The sequence below is a fragment of the Pararhizobium sp. O133 genome, from assembly GCF_051669845.1.
Taxonomy (GTDB): Bacteria; Pseudomonadota; Alphaproteobacteria; order Rhizobiales; family Rhizobiaceae; genus Pararhizobium.
The window spans coordinates 4071709-4088460 of sequence record NZ_CP196426.1 but is presented as its reverse complement, the minus strand read 5'-3'; the positions used below and the strand labels follow the sequence as shown (position 1 = coordinate 4088460).

Sequence of the window (16752 nt, the reverse complement as noted above, 5' to 3'; positions counted from 1 at the left end):
CCCTGTGCTATTCGAGGCCTCCAAAAGAAGGATAACAATCCATGTTCGAAGCAAGAGCGATATCGGGAACGGACAAGCCGGCATTCTATCGGGAGCTTGGAGCGCAACTGCAGGCCCTGCTGTCGGGCGAAGGCGATCCGGTCGCCAATGCCGCCAATACCTCGGCGCTGATCTTCCAGATGTTGCCGGATCTCAACTGGGCTGGGTTCTATTTCCTGCACAGCGAGGACGAGCTTCTGCTCGGACCGTTCCAGGGCAAGCCGGCCTGCGTGCGCATCGCGGTCGGTCGCGGCGTCTGCGGAACGGCTGTTGCTCGAGGCGAATCGGTGCTGGTCGAGGATGTGCATGCCTTCCCGGGACACATCGCCTGTGATGCCGCCTCACGCTCGGAACTTGTCGTGCCGCTGCTGCGCGACGGCCGCGTTTTTGGCGTCATCGATCTCGACAGTCCGCTGCCCGGCCGCTTCGATCATGATGACCGGGACGGCATCGAGGCGCTGGCTGCAACCTATGTCGCGTCCACGTCCTGGGACGACTGACCGTCGTTTGATTTACGGTGCCGTCCGCTTGGCCGGCGCGGGTACGCCGACGCGGATCGCCTTTGAGAAATCCTCAGACAAACCATCGGCCTTGGCGCGTTCGGCGATATGCGCGCTCTGCCGCAACTGCGCCAGCGGTATCGATGTGTCGACGGCATCGTGATCATAGGCATAATCCGGAAGATAACCGTTGACGATCAATCGCCAGTCGAGCGGGATCGTGCCGCCGACGGCTCGCATCATCTTGACGACGGTCGTGGTGCAGTTGGTCGTCAGCGAATTGTAGAATTCCGGTTTTCGCGCCAACGCATTGGCGTCAGCGACATATTCCAGAAGCAGGCGCCGCGCTGCCTGAGGCGATGCGCGCAGCCGGTATATCTGCACGTCCTCGCCGCGCACATTCGAGCGAACGCCGACGACATCGCGCTCGTCGGCTGCGATAATCACCAAAGGGTTGGTCTTGAACAGATCGGCGATGGGTGAGAATGCGCCGCCCTTTCGCCGCCGCACCTCGACTGACCATGCCAGTTGTTCCCCGCCCTGGAAGCCGAAACTCAGGATGAAATGCGCCATTTCCGGTCCCGCCCAATAGGACATGAACAGGTCGACGCCTTCGATCCTGCTGAGATCGAAGCTGCGGTTTTCCCAACGCTCGGTGAAGTCGGTGTTGCTGCGCCATTCGAAATCGCGCAGGTCGGTCAATGTCAGCACGTCGCCATCGACTGTGCCGGTAACCTGACGGGCGACGTCCGGCGCCCAGTCCGCATTCCTGTCCGGCTGGATCGTGCTCCACCAGACGCAGACCAGTGCGAATGTCACGGCATAGACGATCATCGCCTTCAGCCGCCAGCGCCCGAACAGCATCACCACTGTGAAAAGACCGAGAACGGCGAACAGGCCCGCGATGACGCCTCTCGGAATGTCCGCCACCGGCAAGCGGTACCAGAGCGCCAGGCTGGCCCAGACGGAGGTGAGGATGACGATCAACACAAGGGCGATGACAAGAATGGCACGCAGGATAAGACGCAACCCAACCTCCTGAAGCAGCCACACCGCGCCGGCTGCCTTCATTCAGTATCCGCTTCAAAGTTCGCTTTCAAGCTGGCATCTCCTTGCAGAGCCACCTCTCATCAAGACAAGGCAGGGTTGAGATTATGGGTGCAATTGGCCTTAAGTCCAACTATACTTCGCCCCGGGGCCGGAGAGAATGTCGCGACACGAAATCGGCCGATGGAGACTGTTTGCCATGCCGGCGTCACGCGAGCCGGACACCTGTCGCATGAATTTGCAAGGATGCCACTCCGCTCAAAAGGGGATTGAAGACATGCCTCTGATCCATGGATCACGCCTCGCCGCAGGTCTTGGGCTGATGCTCGCCTTTTCGATATCCACGGTCATGCCCGCGCATGTCTCGCCCGCCTTCGCGCAGGAGACCGCGGCCGCGGATGCTTCGGCGGCCGACGACACGACCGAACCCCTGACCGATGAGGAACTCGAGGTTCTCGTTGCCCGCATCGCGCTCTATCCGGACGAACTGGTGGCGCTGGTTACCTCCGCATCGCTTTATCCGCTGCAGATCATCGAGGCACAGCGCTATCTGGATCAGTTGACGAAGAAGCCCGACCTGAAACCCAAGTCCACTTGGGACGGCAGCGTCGTTTCGCTTCTGAACTATCCGCAGATCGTCAAGATGATGAGCGACGATCTCGACTGGACGCAATCGCTCGGCGAGGCGCTGGCGAACCAGCAGAAGGACGTGCTGATCGCCATCCAGCAGTTGCGCGACAAGGCCGTCGCCGACAAGATCATCAAGACCGACGACAAGATCAAGGTGGTTCACGAGAATGACAATGTCCTGATCCAGTCGGTCAGCAGCGAAAAGATCTACGTCCCGCAATACCCGCCGGAAATGCTTTACGAGCCGGATTATGTGCCGGCCCCGATCGCATATTATCCGGAACCCTATCCGAGCTATTACCTGCCGACGGCAACCTTCTTCGCGGGCGCGGTGACGGGCGCGATCTGGGCTTCCGTCGTCGATTGGGATGATTGGGGCGTCTGGGGTGGCCGCTGGAACGGCGATGTCGATATCGATTGCAACAACTGCTTCAACGATCGCGACTTCAACGGCAAGGTGAACATCGGCGATATCGACTGGAAGAATGTCGATCGCGACAAGATCAACTTCGACCGGAACCAGTTCAACAAGATCGACCACCACGCTTTCAAGAACAATATCAAGGCTGACGGTCGCAACAGCTTCAAGGCCAGAGCCAGCAACATCAGCAACGATCGCGTCGGCAATATCAGCAACAAGCCCGGCAATATATCAGTCAAGGACGTCCGCAACAGCAAGATCGATGCGGACCGGATCAACCGCGACAAGGCGGCCGCGCGCAACAAGCAGGGCAACGGCAAGGCCGCAGCGGCAGCCGGCAAGAAGCAGGGCCAGGCCGCCAACCGCGCGGCCAATGCGAAGCCGAAGGCCAAGGGCAATGTGAAAGCCAACCGGCCGGCGGCGAAGCCGAAGCCGGCGGGCCGGATCGACAATCGCCCCAGGAAACCTTCGGCAATCGGCAATGTCGACAATGGCCGGCGCACGCAGATCCAGTCCAACCGCGGCCGGCAATCGATGGGCGGCGGCAATCGCGGCGGCGGTGGACGCCAGGTCCATGGCGGCGGCGGGCGGAAGATACATCACGGTGGTGGTGGTCGCGGCGGTGGCGGACGTCGCCGGTAATGTGTGGAACAAGGAAGACAGTCATGACACTTTCCGTCAAAAAATTGCTTCTGAGTTCGGTGTTTTCAGCCGTCCTTCTGGGCTCGGTCGCCGGGTTTGCGATTGCCGCGGAACCAACTGACGATTCTGTGATCGCCGGTTACGCTTCCGAGAAGGATCCGCCTCTGTTCGATACGCCGGAACAGGCCGTCGATGCCTTCAGGGCGGCGCTGGCGGCGGATGATTTCGGCAAGTTGGCGACGCTGCTTGGCCTTGATCCGGCCAAAACGAAGACGGCGGAAGGGGTCATGGACACCTATGCCGAGATTCGCGATGGCGCCAAAAAGAAGCTTATCGTTCGCGATGTCGATGGCCGCAAGCTGCTCGATATCGGCGACCAGCTCTGGACACTGCCTTTCCCCATCGTCAAGGGTGACGACGGCAAGTGGGCTTTCGATACCTTTGCCGGCTTCGAGGAGATCATCAACCGCCGCGTCGGTGAGAACGAACTCCAGACGATCGACACGCTGCGCGCCTATGTCGAAGCACAGAAGGAATATGCTTCGGCGGATCATGATGACGACGGCGTCATGGAATATGCCCAGAAGCTGCTCAGCAGCGACGGCAAGACCGATGGCCTCTACTGGTCGCCGGATCTTGGCGCTGGCGACAGCCCCGCCGGCGATGCTTTCGAGAGTGACGAGGCTTTGTCCAAGGCGAAATCCGGTGCCGGTTATTTCGGCTATCGCTATCGCATTCTCACCAGTCAGGGGCAAAACATCGCCGGTGGCAAATTTGATTACATCATCAACGGCAACATGATCGCCGGCTTCGCGTTGATCGCCTGGCCGATCCGCTACGGCGAAACCGGCGTGAACACGTTCGAGATCAATGCCAACGGCACCGTCTACCAGGCGGACCTGGGCGACGATACCGAGACGATCGCGGCCGACATCAAGACGTTCAACCCGGACGACAACTGGGACGTCACCGCGGACTGACGCCGATCGGGGCGTCTCTTATGCGCATGCCCTCGTCAGGCGTGATCGGTCTCGCAGAGATCGTGGTTGGCGAGCGCCCGGATGACGTAACAGTCCTTCACCTGCGTGCCGTGACAATGGCTGGTGATCCGTTCGAGCTCGGTTTCAAGCTTGCGGAGCTTGGCGATCTTGCGGCGCACTTCGGCAAGCTGTGTCTCTGCGATCCGGTCGGCATCGGCGCAGGGGTGGTCCGGATGCTGGCTGAGGTCGATCAGCTCCCGGATAGCGTCGATAGTCAGGCCGAGGTCGCGGGCATGGCGGATGAACGACAGCCGCTCCTGCTCGCGCGTGGAATAACGCCGCTGGTTTCCGTCGGAGCGCTCGGCATGGGACAGCAGCCCCATCTGCTCGTAGTAGCGGATCGTCGGAATTTTGACGCCCGTCGAACGGGAGAGGTCACCGATGGTCAGCATTCTGCAACTCCATTCCTGTCCGCCTAAAGTGATCCGTGGATATTGCTATTTCAAGACGTGGCGACAGGCCGCAACAGCCGCAGCGCGTTGATCGTTACCAGTACCGTCGCGCCGGTGTCGGCCAGAATAGCCGGCCAGAGCCCCGTGACACCGATGATGGTGGTGACGAGGAAAACCGCTTTCAGGCCCAGTGCTATGGTGATGTTTTGGCGAATATTGGCCATGGTCCGCTTCGACAGGTCGATCATGGCGGCGACGTCGGCAACGCGGCCGTGCAGCACGGCGGCGTCCGCCGTTTCAAGCGCGACGTCCGTGCCACCACCCATGGCAATGCCGACATCGGCGGCGGCAAGCGCCGGCGCGTCGTTGATGCCGTCACCGACCTTGGCAACGACAAGGCCTTCGGCTTTTAGTTCGCCGACGATGCGCTGCTTGTCCTGCGGCATCAGTTCGGCGCGAACCTCGATACCGAGCTGCTTGCCGATGGCGGTGGCGGTGCGCGTGTTGTCGCCGGTCAGCATAACCGTCCGTATGCCTGCATCGGTAAGCGCCTTGAGGCCGGCCAATGCATCGGCTCGCGGTTCGTCGCGCATGGCAATGGCGCCGGCCAAGACGCCGCCGATGAGCAGCACCGATACCGTCTTGCCGTCGTCGTTCAGCGCGGTGATCCGCGCCATCTGCTCGCCGGAAAGGGGAACGCGTTCGTCGGCCGACTTAGGCGATCCGAGGAAAGTCTCCGCACCATTCACGGTCGCAGTCACGCCCTTGCCGCCCAGCGCCCGTGCATCGGTGGCAGGCGGAACGGCGAGTTTCTTTTCCGCTGCCTTGGCGAGGATAGCCGTCGCCAGCGGATGGCTCGATCCGGTCTCGAGAGCAGCGGCATAAACCAGCACGTCCCGTTCGGAACGATCGAAGGCGATGATATCCGTGACGTTCGGCTTGCCGACGGTCAGCGTGCCGGTCTTGTCGAGCGCGACGGCGGTGACGCGGCCGATGTTTTCCAGGACAGCGCCGCCCTTGAGCAGCAATCCGCGCCGGGCGCCCGATGACAGCGAGGCGGCGATCGCCGCTGGCGTCGAGATAACGAGCGCGCAGGGGCAGCCGATCAGCAGAATGGCGAGGCCCTTGTAGATCCACTCGCTCCAGATGCCGCCGAGAAGCAGCGGCGGCACGATGGCGACAAGCGCTGCAACGACGACCACGCCGGGCGTGTAATAGCGGGAGAACCGGTCGATGAAGCGCTCCGTTGGCGCCTTGGATTCCTGCGCTTCCTCGACCAGCTTGACCACGCGGGCGATGGTGTTGTCGGCTGCCGCGGCAGTGACCCGAATGCGCAGGACCGAAACCGTATTGATGGTGCCGGCAAAGACGGTGGCGTCGACGCCCTTGTTGACCGGGGTGCTCTCGCCGGTGACCGGCGATTCATCGATCGCGCCTTCGCCGGAGACAATGGTGCCGTCAGCGGGAATGCGGTCACCGGTCCGGACCAGGATGATGTCGCCGATCGACAGGCTGTCTGCCGCGACCTCGCGGGTCTGGCCATTTTCCTCGAGAAGCGCGGTCTTCGGAACGAGCGCGGTCAGCGCCTGGATACTGGCGCGCGCCTTTCCGGCCGCGACCCCTTCGAGCAATTCCCCGACGAGGAAGAGGAAGACGACGGCGGCGGCTTCCTCGCCGGCATTGATGAAGACGGCGCCAACGGCGGCGATGGTCATCAGCATTTCGATCGAGAACGGCGTGCCGGCCATCGCCGCCATGATGGCACGGCGGGCGATCGGGATCAGCCCGACCAGCATGGCGGCGATGAAGAGGACAGACGCGATCGACGGCACGAGATGGCCGATGCCATAGGCGGCGAGCAGTGCCGCACCGCAGGCGATCGTCAGCTTGCCCTTGCGGCTCTTCCACCAGGAACCGTCGGTCGGGCCATGATCATGGCCGTGAAGCCCGATGGTGTCGGCCACGGCTGGCTTTGCATGATCGTGGCCTTCGTGGTCGCCGTGACCGTGCCCGTGATGGTCGTGGTCAGGGCCGCAGCACGCTGCCCTTGCCGGGGGGGACGGGTCATTCTGGCCAAGCGGCGAGACGGGATAGCCGAGCCCGGTAACCTTCCGTGCCATGGCCGCGAGATCGATGGTGGCGTCGTGATGAACAGTCATCGTGCCTGCTGTGACAGATACGGAAACATCCGAAACACCCGGCACGCGGCGTACCGCGGTATCGATCTTGGATGCGCAACTGGCGCAATCCATGCCATCCACCCGGTAGCGGGATTGTATCGCATTCATCGTCATGATCCGCTCCTGTTGGCAGGATTCATTCAATACATGCTCTAGTGGCTAGAGGTGCAAGGGGAAATCGCAGAAATTTTCGGAATAGCGGACGGGAAGTGAATTAACCGTCATTGCCGCTTCCTCGAGGACTGCGAGCTTCTGCCGCAGGCACTGCTCAAGACCGCGAATTCTTTAAACTGCGTCCATTCGTTTCATATTGCCCTCATGCGCGGAAAATCATTTTACCGTCGCGGGAAAACATCGAATGTCATTTCTCTACTAAAAACATAGACAAAGTATGCTCTGGGCAATGGCACTGGTTGTGCCTCGGATGAGAGCAAAGAGAGGAAACGTCATGACACGCAAGATCAGGCTCGGAGCATTTCTTCCCGGTGGTGGGCAGCATGTCGCCTCATGGCGGCATCCCGATCAGCCGGCCGATGGCGCCACCAGTTTCGAGTTTCACAAGCAGTTGGCGCTGACGGCGGAGCGTGGATTGTTCGATGCCTATTTCCTGGCCGACAACCTCGCCATCGGCTTTGGCGGCGCGCGCGAAGGCGGCAATGCCAAGGTGGCCGGCTTCGAGCCGGTGACACTGTTCTCGGCGCTCGCGCCCTTGACCACCCATCTCGGTTTTATCGCCACCTCATCGACCACCTACGAGGAGCCCTACACCACCGCCCGCAAATTCGCCTCGCTGGACCTTATATCGAAGGGCCGAGCCGGATGGAACGTGGTGACGACGACCGGCGATCTGACGGCGCAGAATTTCAACCTCGAGACCCAGCTTCCCCATGCCGAACGCTATCGCCGCGCCGGCGAGCATGTCGAGGTCGTCAAGAAGCTCTGGGACAGTTTCGAAGATGATGCCTTCATCCGCGACAAGGAAACCGGCGTCTTCTTCGATCCCGACAAACTGCACGATACCGACCATCGTGGCGAGAAGTTCAAGGTGCGCGGTCCGCTCAACGTCTCGCGCTCGCCGCAGGGATATCCGGTCATCGTCCAGGCCGGGCAATCCGAGGACGGGCGTGGATTGGCGGCAGCCACGGCCGAGGTGATCTTCACCGCGCACCAGCACATCGAGACCGCCCAGGAATTCTACCGTGACATCAAGGCCCGCGCCCGGGCGCTCGGCCGCAATCCCGACCACATCCTCGTCATGCCCGGCGTATCCGCCTTCGTCGGTCGGACGCTGGAGGAAGCGCGGGAGAAATACGATCGCCTGACCTCGCTGATTGTCGAGGAAGACGGGATCGGTCTGTTGAACGGCTTGACCGGAGGAACGCTCGATCTGCGCGGATATGACCTCGATGGTCCCTTGCCGCCGGCGCCGCCGACCGAGGGCATGAAGAGCCGTCAGGCGTTGATCCGCCAGATCGCCGATGAAAACAATTTCTCGATCCGCCAGCTCTATCAGTGGATCGCGTCGGCTCGTGGCCACTACACCATCGTCGGCACGCCCGAGACGATCGCCGATACGCTGCAGGCCTGGTTCGAAAACGAAGCGGCCGATGGCTTCAACATCCTGCCGCCCTGGCTTCCAACCGCGCTCGACGATTTCGTCGATCTGGTGATCCCGGAACTGCAGCGCCGCGGCCTGTTCCGCACCGCCTACGAGGGCAAGACGCTGCGCGAAAATCTCGGCCTGCCTTTCCCCATCAATCGTTGGGCGGCCAATGCCGTCCTCCAGGCCGCCGAATAGGGAGAAACAGCTATGTCGCTCGACGTCACTTCCATTTTTCCGACCGGCCTTGGTCTACAAGGCGGGGATCGTACACCTTCGCTTCTGGCATCCCGTGTTCGCGGTATGCTCCGCCAGTTTCTGGCGCGCTACGGCGTCATCCTCAGCTTCCTCATCCTCTGGCAGGTGTCGAGCACGCGCGGTTGGGTCAATCCGGCCGTGTTTCCGCCGCTCGACCTGATCCTGTCGGCACTGTGGAACGGCATTGCCAGCGGCGCGCTTCTCGATGATATCGCCATCAGCTTCCAGCGCTCCGGCATCGCTTTTGTTGCCGCCGTCGTGGTGGGCATTCCGCTCGGTCTGTTCATGGGGCAGATCCGGGTCGTCGAGCAGGCGCTCGATCCGATCTTGCAGCTCTTCCGCCAGACATCGGCACTCGCCCTCTATCCGGTCTTCATCCTGCTGCTTGGCCTCGGCGAGACGTCAAAGGTCTTCGTCATCTTCTGGGCGACGCTGTTCCCGATCCTGCTGGCCACGATCGGCGGCGTCAAGGAAGTGGACAAAAAGCTGATCGAGATGGCGCGCACCTATGGCGCCGGACCGCTGACGATCTTCCGCCGCGTCATCCTGCCGGCTTCGGTACCGGCGATCTTCGTCGGCCTGCGTCTATCGGCGACGACGGCGCTTCTGCTCCTGATCGCCGCCGAGATGATCGGCGCCAACAAGGGCATCGGCTTCCAGGTCATGAACGCCCAGTACAATTTCCAGATCCCGCTGATGTTCGCGGCGATCCTTCTGCTCGCCCTTCTCGGGCTGACCGCCAATGCCCTGCTTGTCCTTCTGCAGCGCAGGCTGTGCCGCTGGTCCCAACCCGGCGCCTGACTCTCCTGTCTCGATTTCACCTATCAAAGGAAACAGCCATGACATTCCATCCCCGCCATCTCCTCCTCTCCGCCGCCATCGCCGTCGGTCTCGCGGCCCCCGCAGCTGCCGCCGATGAAGTGAAACTTCGGTTTCTCGCCAGCCAGGGTGGCCTGTCCGCTCATGAACTGGCGGCCGAACTCGGCTATTTCGATGGCACCGGCGTCACGCTCGAAAATATTGGCTATGCCGCAGGCGGCCCGGCCTCGCTGATCGCGCTTGCATCGGGTGATGTCGAGATCGGCAGCGCTGCATCGGCGGCCGTGCTGAATTCGATCATCGGCGGCAATGATTTCGTCGCGGCCTATCCGTCGAACGGCATCAACAGTGATGTGCAGTCGATCTTCTACGTGCTGGAAGACAGCCCGATCAAGGATATCAAGGACATTGCCGGCAAGAGCATCGCGGTGAACACGCTCGGCGCCCATCTCGATTATACCATCCGCGAAGCGCTGCATTCGGTCGGCCTGCCGGCGGACGCCGCCAATCAGGTCGTCGTTCCAGGTCCGCAACTCGAACAGGTGCTGCGTTCCAAGCAGGTCGATATTGCCGCCTTCGGCTATTGGCAGACGACCTTCGAGGGCGTGGCCCGCAAGAACGGCGGTCTGCGGGCGATTTTCGAGGATACCGATGTGCTCGGCGATATCGCCGGCGGCTTCGTGGTGTTGAGCCGCGATTTTGTCAACAAGCATCCGGAAGCGTCCAGGATATTCGTCGAACAGTCGGCGCGCGCCCTCGACTATGCCCGCGAGCATCCGGAAGAAACCAGGAAGATTTTCGCCAAGACGCTCGCCGAGCGCGGTGAAAATCCGGATATCGCCCAATACTTCCGCGGCTACGGCGTGCGTGCCGGCGGTCTGCCGGTCGAGCGTGACGTCCAGTTCTGGATCGATGTGCTGGTTCGTGAAGGCAAGCTGAAGGAGGGCCAACTGGCCGCCAAGGACATCCTTCTTTCCACCGACGGCAAGTCGGTCAGCAACTGAGGACCAAAAATGACCAGCACGCAGGAAACCCGCCGTGGGGAGGTGACGATCCGTCACCTTTCCAAATCCTACAGCCTCAACGGTTCAGCACTCCAGGTGCTGAAGGATATCAGCCTTCATGTTCGCCCCGGTGAAAGCCTTGCCATCGTCGGGGCGAGCGGTTCGGGCAAGACCACCCTGCTGCGGGTTCTGGCGGGGCTGGAGGAAGCCGATGCCGGCACCGTTCTCGTCGATGGCAAGACGGTGAAGGGTGTGGGCGCAGAACGCGCCGTCATTTTCCAGGAGCCGCGGCTACTGCCCTGGCTCACCGTGCTGGACAATGTCGCCTTCGGACTGGAAACGGGTGGGCTGTCCCGCGAGCAGGCGAGAACCCGGGCCAGTCACTATGTCCGGCTGGTCGGGCTGCAGCCATTCGAAACGGCCTACCCCCGACAATTGTCGGGCGGCATGGCGCAGCGAGTCGGTATTGCGCGGGCTCTTGCCGTACAACCGGAAATCCTGCTGCTCGACGAGCCGCTCGGTGCCCTCGACGCCATGACGAAGATCGAGATGCAGCAGGAACTCGCCCGCATCTGGCAGGAAGAGGATGTGACGACCATCCTCGTCACCCATGACCTCGAGGAGGCCATCTATCTCGCCGACCGTATCCTGATCCTGCCGCGCGGCAAGGGCGGCGAACCGCGCCTGATCCCGATCGACCTGCCCCGTCCACGCGATCGCAGCGCTCCGGAATTCGTGCGCCACCGCGAGGAATTGCTGAAACTGTTTGGACTGCACTGAAGAAATTTCAATCGTGGGCGACCGCGAAGGCGAGCGCCCACATTGATACAGCCTTTGTTACAGTAACGTACTTATCAAACGTCACTCAGGGCATAGAATGCACCAGTTGCATTCGACCGGAGGTGGGTTGGTGAGCCTGGGAATCAGCAGCGAAGGATTGCCGCACGGTGCGGGGGAGAGAGGCCTTTCCAGGCTGATGCTGCGATTGCCGCGATTGCGCGGCAAGCTTCAGGTTCTCGCGACCAAGTCGGTTCCCGTGACCGGTCTTTTCGAAGCCTATGAGGATGCGAGCGTCGCGCTTCAGCGGTTACGCGCGGCGCCGGGCGAGGACAATTGTCCGGTCGTCAGGGAGTACGAGATGATCTGCTCCGAGATCGAAACCGAGATCATCGAATATTGTTGCGCCCACCGAGTCTGATCGCACGGGTCATGCATTGTTGCTTACGTGCGTCGCTGACGCCCTTTCTCGGCCAGTTCGTCGGCACGCTCATTGCCGGGGAGGCCGGAATGGCCTTTGCACCATGAGACGATGACGAGCGGGAGGCGTCTCAGAAGAGCGTCGACGGCCTTCCATATATCCACGTCCGGGATCGCCCGGTTTCGCGCTTTCGCGTTCGGGCTGATCTTCTTCCAACCATTGTTTTTCCAGATGTGTCGCCAGCGATTGCAGCCGTTCAGCGCATAGACGGAATCGGTCCACAGAGTAACGGATTCACCGCCGGCGTTGGCCTCGATCCATTCGGCTGCGTTGAGCACGGCGATGAGTTCCATCGTATTGTTGGCAGTGTCTTGAACGCCACCGAAACCCGACGCGATTTCCTCTGCATCGCGATAGACGACGAAGGCCCAGCCACCTTGCCGGCTGCGCGGCTCATAGCACCCGTCGGCAAAGATGTTGAGGACGACTTCCGCCTCCCGCGCCGGTGAACCGGTCTCGGTCATTGCGTCCCGAATCTTGATCGACCTCTTATGGCCATCACGGGTTCTTCGATCGCAGCGTCGCGAACACGGGGGCTGCGGCATGCACACCGACAATCGTCACGGCACCCACGGCAATCGCCAGAACAGCCTGGATCGCCGATGTCACCAGCCAATGGACAGCGCCCGACAACAACCCGATCACCTCGCTGACGACGCCGGCGGCCTTTTCGATCACATGCTCAGGCGCATGATAGCCGAGTTCGGCAAGCCCATGGACAAGAATGCTGCCTCCGACCCAGAGCATGGCGGCGGTGCCGATGGCGGCGAGGATTTTCAGGAAGACGGGCACGCCGATGACAAGGCCGCGACCAAGGGCGCGCAATGCGCCAACCGAGGAAGCGGCAAGAGACAGTCCGACATCGTCCGCCTTGACGATGATAGCGACGACGCCGTAGACGGCAAGGGTGATGAGAATACCGACGGATGCCAGCACAGCGGCCTGCGTGTAGATGTTCGACGTGGCGACATTGGCAAGCGTCAGGGCCATGATCTCGGCCGAGAGGATGAAATCCGTCCGGATCGCACCGGCGATCTTCTGGTTCTCCAGTTCCACCGGATCGACCGTACCGGACACGGCTTCCTCATGCGCATGCGCGGCATGCGGCATCACGGCCTCATAGAGTTTTTCGGCGCCTTCATAGCAGAGGTAGATGCCGCCGATCATCAGCAGCGGCGTGATGAGCCAGGGCGCGAAATAGCCAAGCAGCATGCAGGCGGGAAGCAGGAAGAGCAGCTTGTTCTTCAGCGATCCCATTGCGATCCTGGCGATGATCGGCAATTCGCGTGCCGGAGACAGGCCGACGACATAACGGGGCGTCACCGCCGCATCGTCGATCACCACGCCGGCCGCCTTGGCGCCGGCCTTTGCCGTCTGGGCCGCCACGTCGTCCAGTGACGCCGCCGCAAGCTTGGCGATCGCCGCCACATCGTCCAGTAATGCTATCAGCCCGGTGGCCATCGTCGTCTCCCTCTGTCACCTCGACGAATATGGCCTCGGGCGTGCCCTTGTCGAGTGCTTCCGTAGCCGGGCGGGCAAGTTCGTCGTTGACGCCGCCGCTGCACGGCATTCTATTGCCGTTGAGAGGCTGGGGAGGTTGCCGGTGCAATATCTGGATTGGGTTGCCATCGTCCTGTTTCTGGTGACGTGGATCGGTATCGAGCCGATGATGGCGATCGGCTGGCCGCGCCGGGCAAATAGCCTGCTGCTCGACATGATGCGGGTCCGCAAGGCCTGGATGCGCGAAGTGCTGACGCGCGACAACAATTTCATTGGCGACGCTGCCATCCTCGGCCATACCATCAATTCGGCCTCGTTCTTTGGCTCCGCCAATCTGATCGTCATCGTCGGCATGAGCAGCGCGCTGTTCATGGAACCCAGTATCGGCGTCGAGGCCGGCATCATCGGCAAGTTCACGGCGATGGGGCCGATCTGGCTGTTCCAGTGCAAGGTCGTTCTGGTGATGGCGACGCTGTTGCGCGGATTGTCCGATTTTATCTGGGCCGTGCGGCAGATCAATTATTGCCTTGCCGCCATCGGCGCCAGCCCTTCGCGCGAGGAACAGCGCGATATCGAGGCCTGGGCGGAGGCGCTGACGCTCGTGGTCAACCCGGCGCTCAGGTCGTTCAGTGTCGGCGTTCGCTCCTATTATTTCACCGTCGCCGCCGCCCTCTGGTTTCTCGGCCCCGCCGCCTTCATCATCGCCACGATCTCATGCGTCGGCCTGCTGGTCTGGCGCCAAAGCTGGTCGGACACGGCCAGGGGTGTGATGGCGATCCGCAAATTGCTGGATACGCCGCCGACCCCTGATGTCGTCATGCCGGTGCCGGAAGCAGTAGAAATCACGCAGTCGGAAACGCTTGGCGCCTGAAGCGAGGCGGGCGCCCATCCGCATTTTCGTTCAGATAGAATCGCGCGACGACTAATTTAGTCGCGCGTGGTGCGCAGGTTGACGACGACGCGGCGGTTCTGGACCTTGCAGGAGCGATCATTGCAGTCGCGGACTTCGCGATCGTTGCCGTAACCCTTGGCCCACATTCGCTTGGGATCGACGCCCTTCGAGGCAAGATAGGCCATCGCGGCATCGGCGCGCTTCTGCGACAGGGTCGTCATCTTGGCGGGCGAGCCGGAATCGTCAGCAAAGCCTTGTAGCTTGGCCAGCCACCTCGGGTTCTGGTTGAGCCAGGAGGCCTGCTTGTCGAGCGTCGCTCGTGCCACGGAGTCCAGGTTGGCTGAATCCTGGGTGAAATAGACCCGGCGTCCGACATTGAGGATGAACTCTTCCTCGCTGCCGGTGGAAACCGTCTCGAAACCGGGAGCCGGGTCGTTGGTGTTGCCGGTCATCGGCACGGCTGCGGGCTCTTCGACAGCCGCGATATCGGGGGTGGTGCAGCCCGCAAGCGCCAGAAGAGCGACCGCGGCGGCGAGGCGCCTCGTGAAACCAATCATGGAAGACATCAAGGATTTCCTATTCGACCTGGGTTGCGTTGCTGACCTGGGGTGCCTGGTCGGCAATATGCGGGAGAACCTGCACCGCCGTCCCGATGGGGCAACGCTGGTAGAGATCGATGGCGTCCTCATTGAACATGCGGATACAGCCGCTGGAGGCATCCTTACCGATGCTGCCCGGATCCAGCGTGCCGTGGAAGCGATAGCCGGTATCGACGCCGTCGCGCAGAAGATACATCGCGCGCGGCCCGAGCGGGTTCTTCGATGAGCCGCCCTCGACGAATTCCGGAAGCTCGGGATGCCGCTTGCGCATTTCGGGCGGCGGCGTCCATTTCGGCCAGAGCGTCTTGCTGTCGATCGTGGCGCGGCCATACCACTTGAAGCCTTCTTTCCCGACGCCGACGCCGTAGCGGATCGCCGTCTTGTTCTCCATGATCAGGTAGAGAAAATGATGCCTGGTATCGACGACCACGGTGCCGATCGGCTCGGTGCTGAAATATTTGACAACCTGACGGTGCCACTTCGGATCGATCTTGGCGAAGTTCGTCGCCTTGTAGGTCACGCCATTATCGACAGCCGTACCGTTGAAATAGGACGCTGCAGCCGCGAAAGCCGGTTTTTGCACCGCACTCGCGCCTAGTAACGCTAAACCACCAAGCAAAGTATCCCTGCGAGTCAAAACCATCGGCGTTCCCCCTGAAAGCCTAGTAGCCCGATGGCAGTAAATCAGATTTTTTATCTGCCACAACAGAAAACTCTTCAGCATCGATTCTTTCACCGGACTGTTGCATCGGTGCATTTGCCGCTGCTCTCGACATCGCACGGTATTTTGAGGCGCCGAGGATTGTGAAGCGGTTGTCTCGCTCAGGCGTTGTGATTTCAACCAGCGTGCTGGGCTGTACGGGAGGGATATGCGTCCGGCTCGCCGGTCTCCAAAGCCGTCACGCGTCATGCTATAGCGAAGAACCAAGAGCGAGGGAGCGCCATGCTGAAGAACAACAAGCCGTCCGCCGCGAAGCGCGCCCTGGGCGTGAAGACGGCGTCGCTTGCCGGCAATCTTCCCACCTACGAGCACATCGTGACGGATGTGAACGAGACCTTCCTTTGGCGGGTCGATGATTACCCCTGGGAACGCAACGTCTGGAACTTTCATCCGGAAATCGAAATCCACCTGATCCGCAACGCCAGCGGCATGGCCTTTGTCGGCGATCATATCGGCGAATTTCATTCGGGCTATCTGACGGTCGTCGGCCCCAACCTGCCGCATGACTGGGTGACCGCGACGGAGCCTGGCGAGATCATTGCGGGCAGGGATGTCGTTATCCAGTTCGATCCGACGCGGGTGAAGACGATCGCGGAGACCCTGCCGGAATTCAACCAACTCGACGCCTTCTTCGGCCGGTGCGAGCGCGGGCTTGTCTTTACCGGAAACACCCGGTGCGATGGTGCCGGGATGATCGAGCGGATGGGCAGTCTCAAGGGGTTTGCCCGCCTGTCCCTGTTCATCCAGTTGCTGGAGCTTCTGTCGTCTTCGGATGAATACGAGATCCTGTCCTCGCCCGAATTCGCGCCAAAACTCGACGCCGGGAACCTTGATGTCTTGCAGCGCTCGCTGATCTATATTTTCGAGCATCTTGCATCCGATATTCACATCGACGAGGTCGCCGATCTCGCCGGCATGAGCGAAAGCGCGTTCTCGCGTTTCTTCAAGAAGAACACCGGCAACAGCTTTACCGATCACGTCAACAAGCTCAGGATCTGGCAGGCCTGCAAGCTCCTGTCGGAAACCGATATGCCCATTACCGACATCTGCTTCGAGGTCGGTTATCTCAACATATCGAATTTCAACAGGACCTTCCTGAAGCAGCACAAGGTCACGCCGTCGGCCTATCGCAGGCTGACAAGCCAGCGGCGTCCGGTCCGACCCCTCGAAGGGCAATCCGCATAGCGCATTAAAATACAGATTCGATGCA

Annotated in this window: 17 protein-coding genes; 10 read left to right on the top strand and 7 right to left on the bottom strand. The window is 61.3% G+C overall.

Annotation, left to right across the window (positions count from 1 at the left end):
- Positions 1 to 41: 41 nt before the first annotated feature.
- Positions 42 to 539, top strand: a complete 498-nt coding sequence (locus ACST81_RS19845; protein WP_438750070.1) for a GAF domain-containing protein — start codon at positions 42 to 44, stop codon at positions 537 to 539.
- 12 nt (positions 540 to 551) lie between these two features.
- Here ACST81_RS19845 and ACST81_RS19840 read toward each other — a convergent pair whose 3' ends face one another.
- Positions 552 to 1610, bottom strand: coding sequence for an Lnb N-terminal periplasmic domain-containing protein (locus ACST81_RS19840; protein WP_438750068.1), 1059 nt, complete (start codon positions 1608 to 1610; stop codon positions 552 to 554).
- A gap of 259 nt (positions 1611 to 1869) precedes the next feature.
- Between ACST81_RS19840 and ACST81_RS19835 the strand changes: the two genes are divergently transcribed.
- The gene (locus ACST81_RS19835; protein WP_438753705.1) at positions 1870 to 3279 is read left to right on the top strand and encodes a DUF3300 domain-containing protein; all 1410 of its coding nucleotides are present in this window, start codon (positions 1870 to 1872) and stop codon (positions 3277 to 3279) included.
- Between the two features lie 23 nt (positions 3280 to 3302).
- On the top strand, positions 3303 to 4259 hold the full coding sequence (locus ACST81_RS19830; RefSeq protein WP_438750067.1) for a DUF2950 domain-containing protein: 957 nt from the start codon (positions 3303 to 3305) through the stop codon (positions 4257 to 4259).
- A 35-nt stretch (positions 4260 to 4294) separates the two neighbouring features.
- Here ACST81_RS19830 and ACST81_RS19825 read toward each other — a convergent pair whose 3' ends face one another.
- The gene (locus tag ACST81_RS19825) at positions 4295 to 4711 is read right to left on the bottom strand and encodes a MerR family transcriptional regulator (protein ID WP_438750066.1); all 417 of its coding nucleotides are present in this window, start codon (positions 4709 to 4711) and stop codon (positions 4295 to 4297) included.
- Positions 4712 to 4761: 50 nt separating this feature from the next.
- Complete coding sequence (locus ACST81_RS19820) at positions 4762 to 7005, bottom strand: heavy metal translocating P-type ATPase (RefSeq protein WP_438750064.1); 2244 nt, start codon at positions 7003 to 7005, stop codon at positions 4762 to 4764.
- Between the two features lie 334 nt (positions 7006 to 7339).
- Between ACST81_RS19820 and ACST81_RS19815 the strand changes: the two genes are divergently transcribed.
- From ACST81_RS19815 to ACST81_RS19795, 5 genes are all read left to right on the top strand, one after another.
- Entirely contained in the window at positions 7340 to 8689 is a 1350-nt protein-coding gene (locus ACST81_RS19815) for an LLM class flavin-dependent oxidoreductase (protein WP_438750063.1), read from the top strand.
- Positions 8690 to 8701: 12 nt separating this feature from the next.
- A complete protein-coding gene (locus ACST81_RS19810; protein WP_438750061.1) occupies positions 8702 to 9550 on the top strand; it encodes an ABC transporter permease in 849 nt (282 codons plus the stop codon).
- 38 nt (positions 9551 to 9588) lie between these two features.
- Positions 9589 to 10572 carry an ABC transporter substrate-binding protein gene (locus tag ACST81_RS19805; protein WP_438750059.1) on the top strand — a complete coding sequence of 328 codons (984 nt, stop codon included), beginning with the start codon at positions 9589 to 9591 and terminating at the stop codon, positions 10570 to 10572.
- Positions 10573 to 10581: 9 nt separating this feature from the next.
- The gene (locus ACST81_RS19800) at positions 10582 to 11352 is read left to right on the top strand and encodes an ABC transporter ATP-binding protein (RefSeq protein ID WP_438750058.1); all 771 of its coding nucleotides are present in this window, start codon (positions 10582 to 10584) and stop codon (positions 11350 to 11352) included.
- A gap of 130 nt (positions 11353 to 11482) precedes the next feature.
- On the top strand, positions 11483 to 11770 hold the full coding sequence (locus ACST81_RS19795) for a hypothetical protein (RefSeq protein ID WP_438750057.1): 288 nt from the start codon (positions 11483 to 11485) through the stop codon (positions 11768 to 11770).
- Between the two features lie 23 nt (positions 11771 to 11793).
- Here ACST81_RS19795 and ACST81_RS19790 read toward each other — a convergent pair whose 3' ends face one another.
- Together ACST81_RS19790 and ACST81_RS19785 are read right to left on the bottom strand one after the other, a co-directional pair.
- Positions 11794 to 12294 carry a ribonuclease H family protein gene (locus ACST81_RS19790; protein ID WP_438750056.1) on the bottom strand — a complete coding sequence of 167 codons (501 nt, stop codon included), beginning with the start codon at positions 12292 to 12294 and terminating at the stop codon, positions 11794 to 11796.
- Between the two features lie 34 nt (positions 12295 to 12328).
- Positions 12329 to 13291, bottom strand: coding sequence for a DUF808 domain-containing protein (locus ACST81_RS19785; protein WP_438750055.1), 963 nt, complete (start codon positions 13289 to 13291; stop codon positions 12329 to 12331).
- Between the two features lie 142 nt (positions 13292 to 13433).
- On the opposite strand from ACST81_RS19785, the gene ACST81_RS19780 reads away from it, so the two are divergent.
- The gene (locus tag ACST81_RS19780; RefSeq protein ID WP_438750054.1) at positions 13434 to 14201 is read left to right on the top strand and encodes a DUF599 domain-containing protein; all 768 of its coding nucleotides are present in this window, start codon (positions 13434 to 13436) and stop codon (positions 14199 to 14201) included.
- Between the two features lie 56 nt (positions 14202 to 14257).
- Here the strand turns inward: ACST81_RS19780 and ACST81_RS19775 are convergent, their stop codons facing one another.
- Together ACST81_RS19775 and ACST81_RS19770 are read right to left on the bottom strand one after the other, a co-directional pair.
- Positions 14258 to 14788: an OmpA family protein gene (locus ACST81_RS19775; protein WP_438750052.1), complete on the bottom strand. Its 531-nt coding sequence runs from the start codon at positions 14786 to 14788 to the stop codon at positions 14258 to 14260.
- A 10-nt stretch (positions 14789 to 14798) separates the two neighbouring features.
- Positions 14799 to 15464 carry a L,D-transpeptidase gene (locus ACST81_RS19770; RefSeq protein WP_438753703.1) on the bottom strand — a complete coding sequence of 222 codons (666 nt, stop codon included), beginning with the start codon at positions 15462 to 15464 and terminating at the stop codon, positions 14799 to 14801.
- A gap of 300 nt (positions 15465 to 15764) precedes the next feature.
- On the opposite strand from ACST81_RS19770, the gene ACST81_RS19765 reads away from it, so the two are divergent.
- Positions 15765 to 16727, top strand: coding sequence for an AraC family transcriptional regulator (locus ACST81_RS19765; protein WP_438750051.1), 963 nt, complete (start codon positions 15765 to 15767; stop codon positions 16725 to 16727).
- Positions 16728 to 16752: the final 25 nt, after the last annotated feature.

Excerpts from the sequence above, each read along its gene's own strand:
- ACST81_RS19845 (WP_438750070.1), top strand. The coding sequence starts at position 42 with ATGTTCGAAGCAAGAGCGATATCGGGAACGGACAAGCCGGCATTCTAT.
- ACST81_RS19840 (WP_438750068.1), bottom strand. The coding sequence starts at position 1,610 with ATGAAGGCAGCCGGCGCGGTGTGGCTGCTTCAGGAGGTTGGGTTGCGT.
- ACST81_RS19830 (WP_438750067.1), top strand. The coding sequence starts at position 3,303 with ATGACACTTTCCGTCAAAAAATTGCTTCTGAGTTCGGTGTTTTCAGCC.
- ACST81_RS19825 (WP_438750066.1), bottom strand. The coding sequence starts at position 4,711 with ATGCTGACCATCGGTGACCTCTCCCGTTCGACGGGCGTCAAAATTCCG.
- ACST81_RS19820 (WP_438750064.1), bottom strand. The coding sequence starts at position 7,005 with ATGACGATGAATGCGATACAATCCCGCTACCGGGTGGATGGCATGGAT.
- ACST81_RS19815 (WP_438750063.1), top strand. The coding sequence starts at position 7,340 with ATGACACGCAAGATCAGGCTCGGAGCATTTCTTCCCGGTGGTGGGCAG.
- ACST81_RS19810 (WP_438750061.1), top strand. The coding sequence starts at position 8,702 with ATGTCGCTCGACGTCACTTCCATTTTTCCGACCGGCCTTGGTCTACAA.
- ACST81_RS19805 (WP_438750059.1), top strand. The coding sequence starts at position 9,589 with ATGACATTCCATCCCCGCCATCTCCTCCTCTCCGCCGCCATCGCCGTC.
- ACST81_RS19800 (WP_438750058.1), top strand. The coding sequence starts at position 10,582 with ATGACCAGCACGCAGGAAACCCGCCGTGGGGAGGTGACGATCCGTCAC.
- ACST81_RS19790 (WP_438750056.1), bottom strand. The coding sequence starts at position 12,294 with ATGACCGAGACCGGTTCACCGGCGCGGGAGGCGGAAGTCGTCCTCAAC.
- ACST81_RS19785 (WP_438750055.1), bottom strand. The coding sequence starts at position 13,291 with ATGGCCACCGGGCTGATAGCATTACTGGACGATGTGGCGGCGATCGCC.
- ACST81_RS19775 (WP_438750052.1), bottom strand. The coding sequence starts at position 14,788 with ATGTCTTCCATGATTGGTTTCACGAGGCGCCTCGCCGCCGCGGTCGCT.
- ACST81_RS19770 (WP_438753703.1), bottom strand. The coding sequence starts at position 15,464 with ATGGTTTTGACTCGCAGGGATACTTTGCTTGGTGGTTTAGCGTTACTA.
- ACST81_RS19765 (WP_438750051.1), top strand. The coding sequence starts at position 15,765 with ATGCTGAAGAACAACAAGCCGTCCGCCGCGAAGCGCGCCCTGGGCGTG.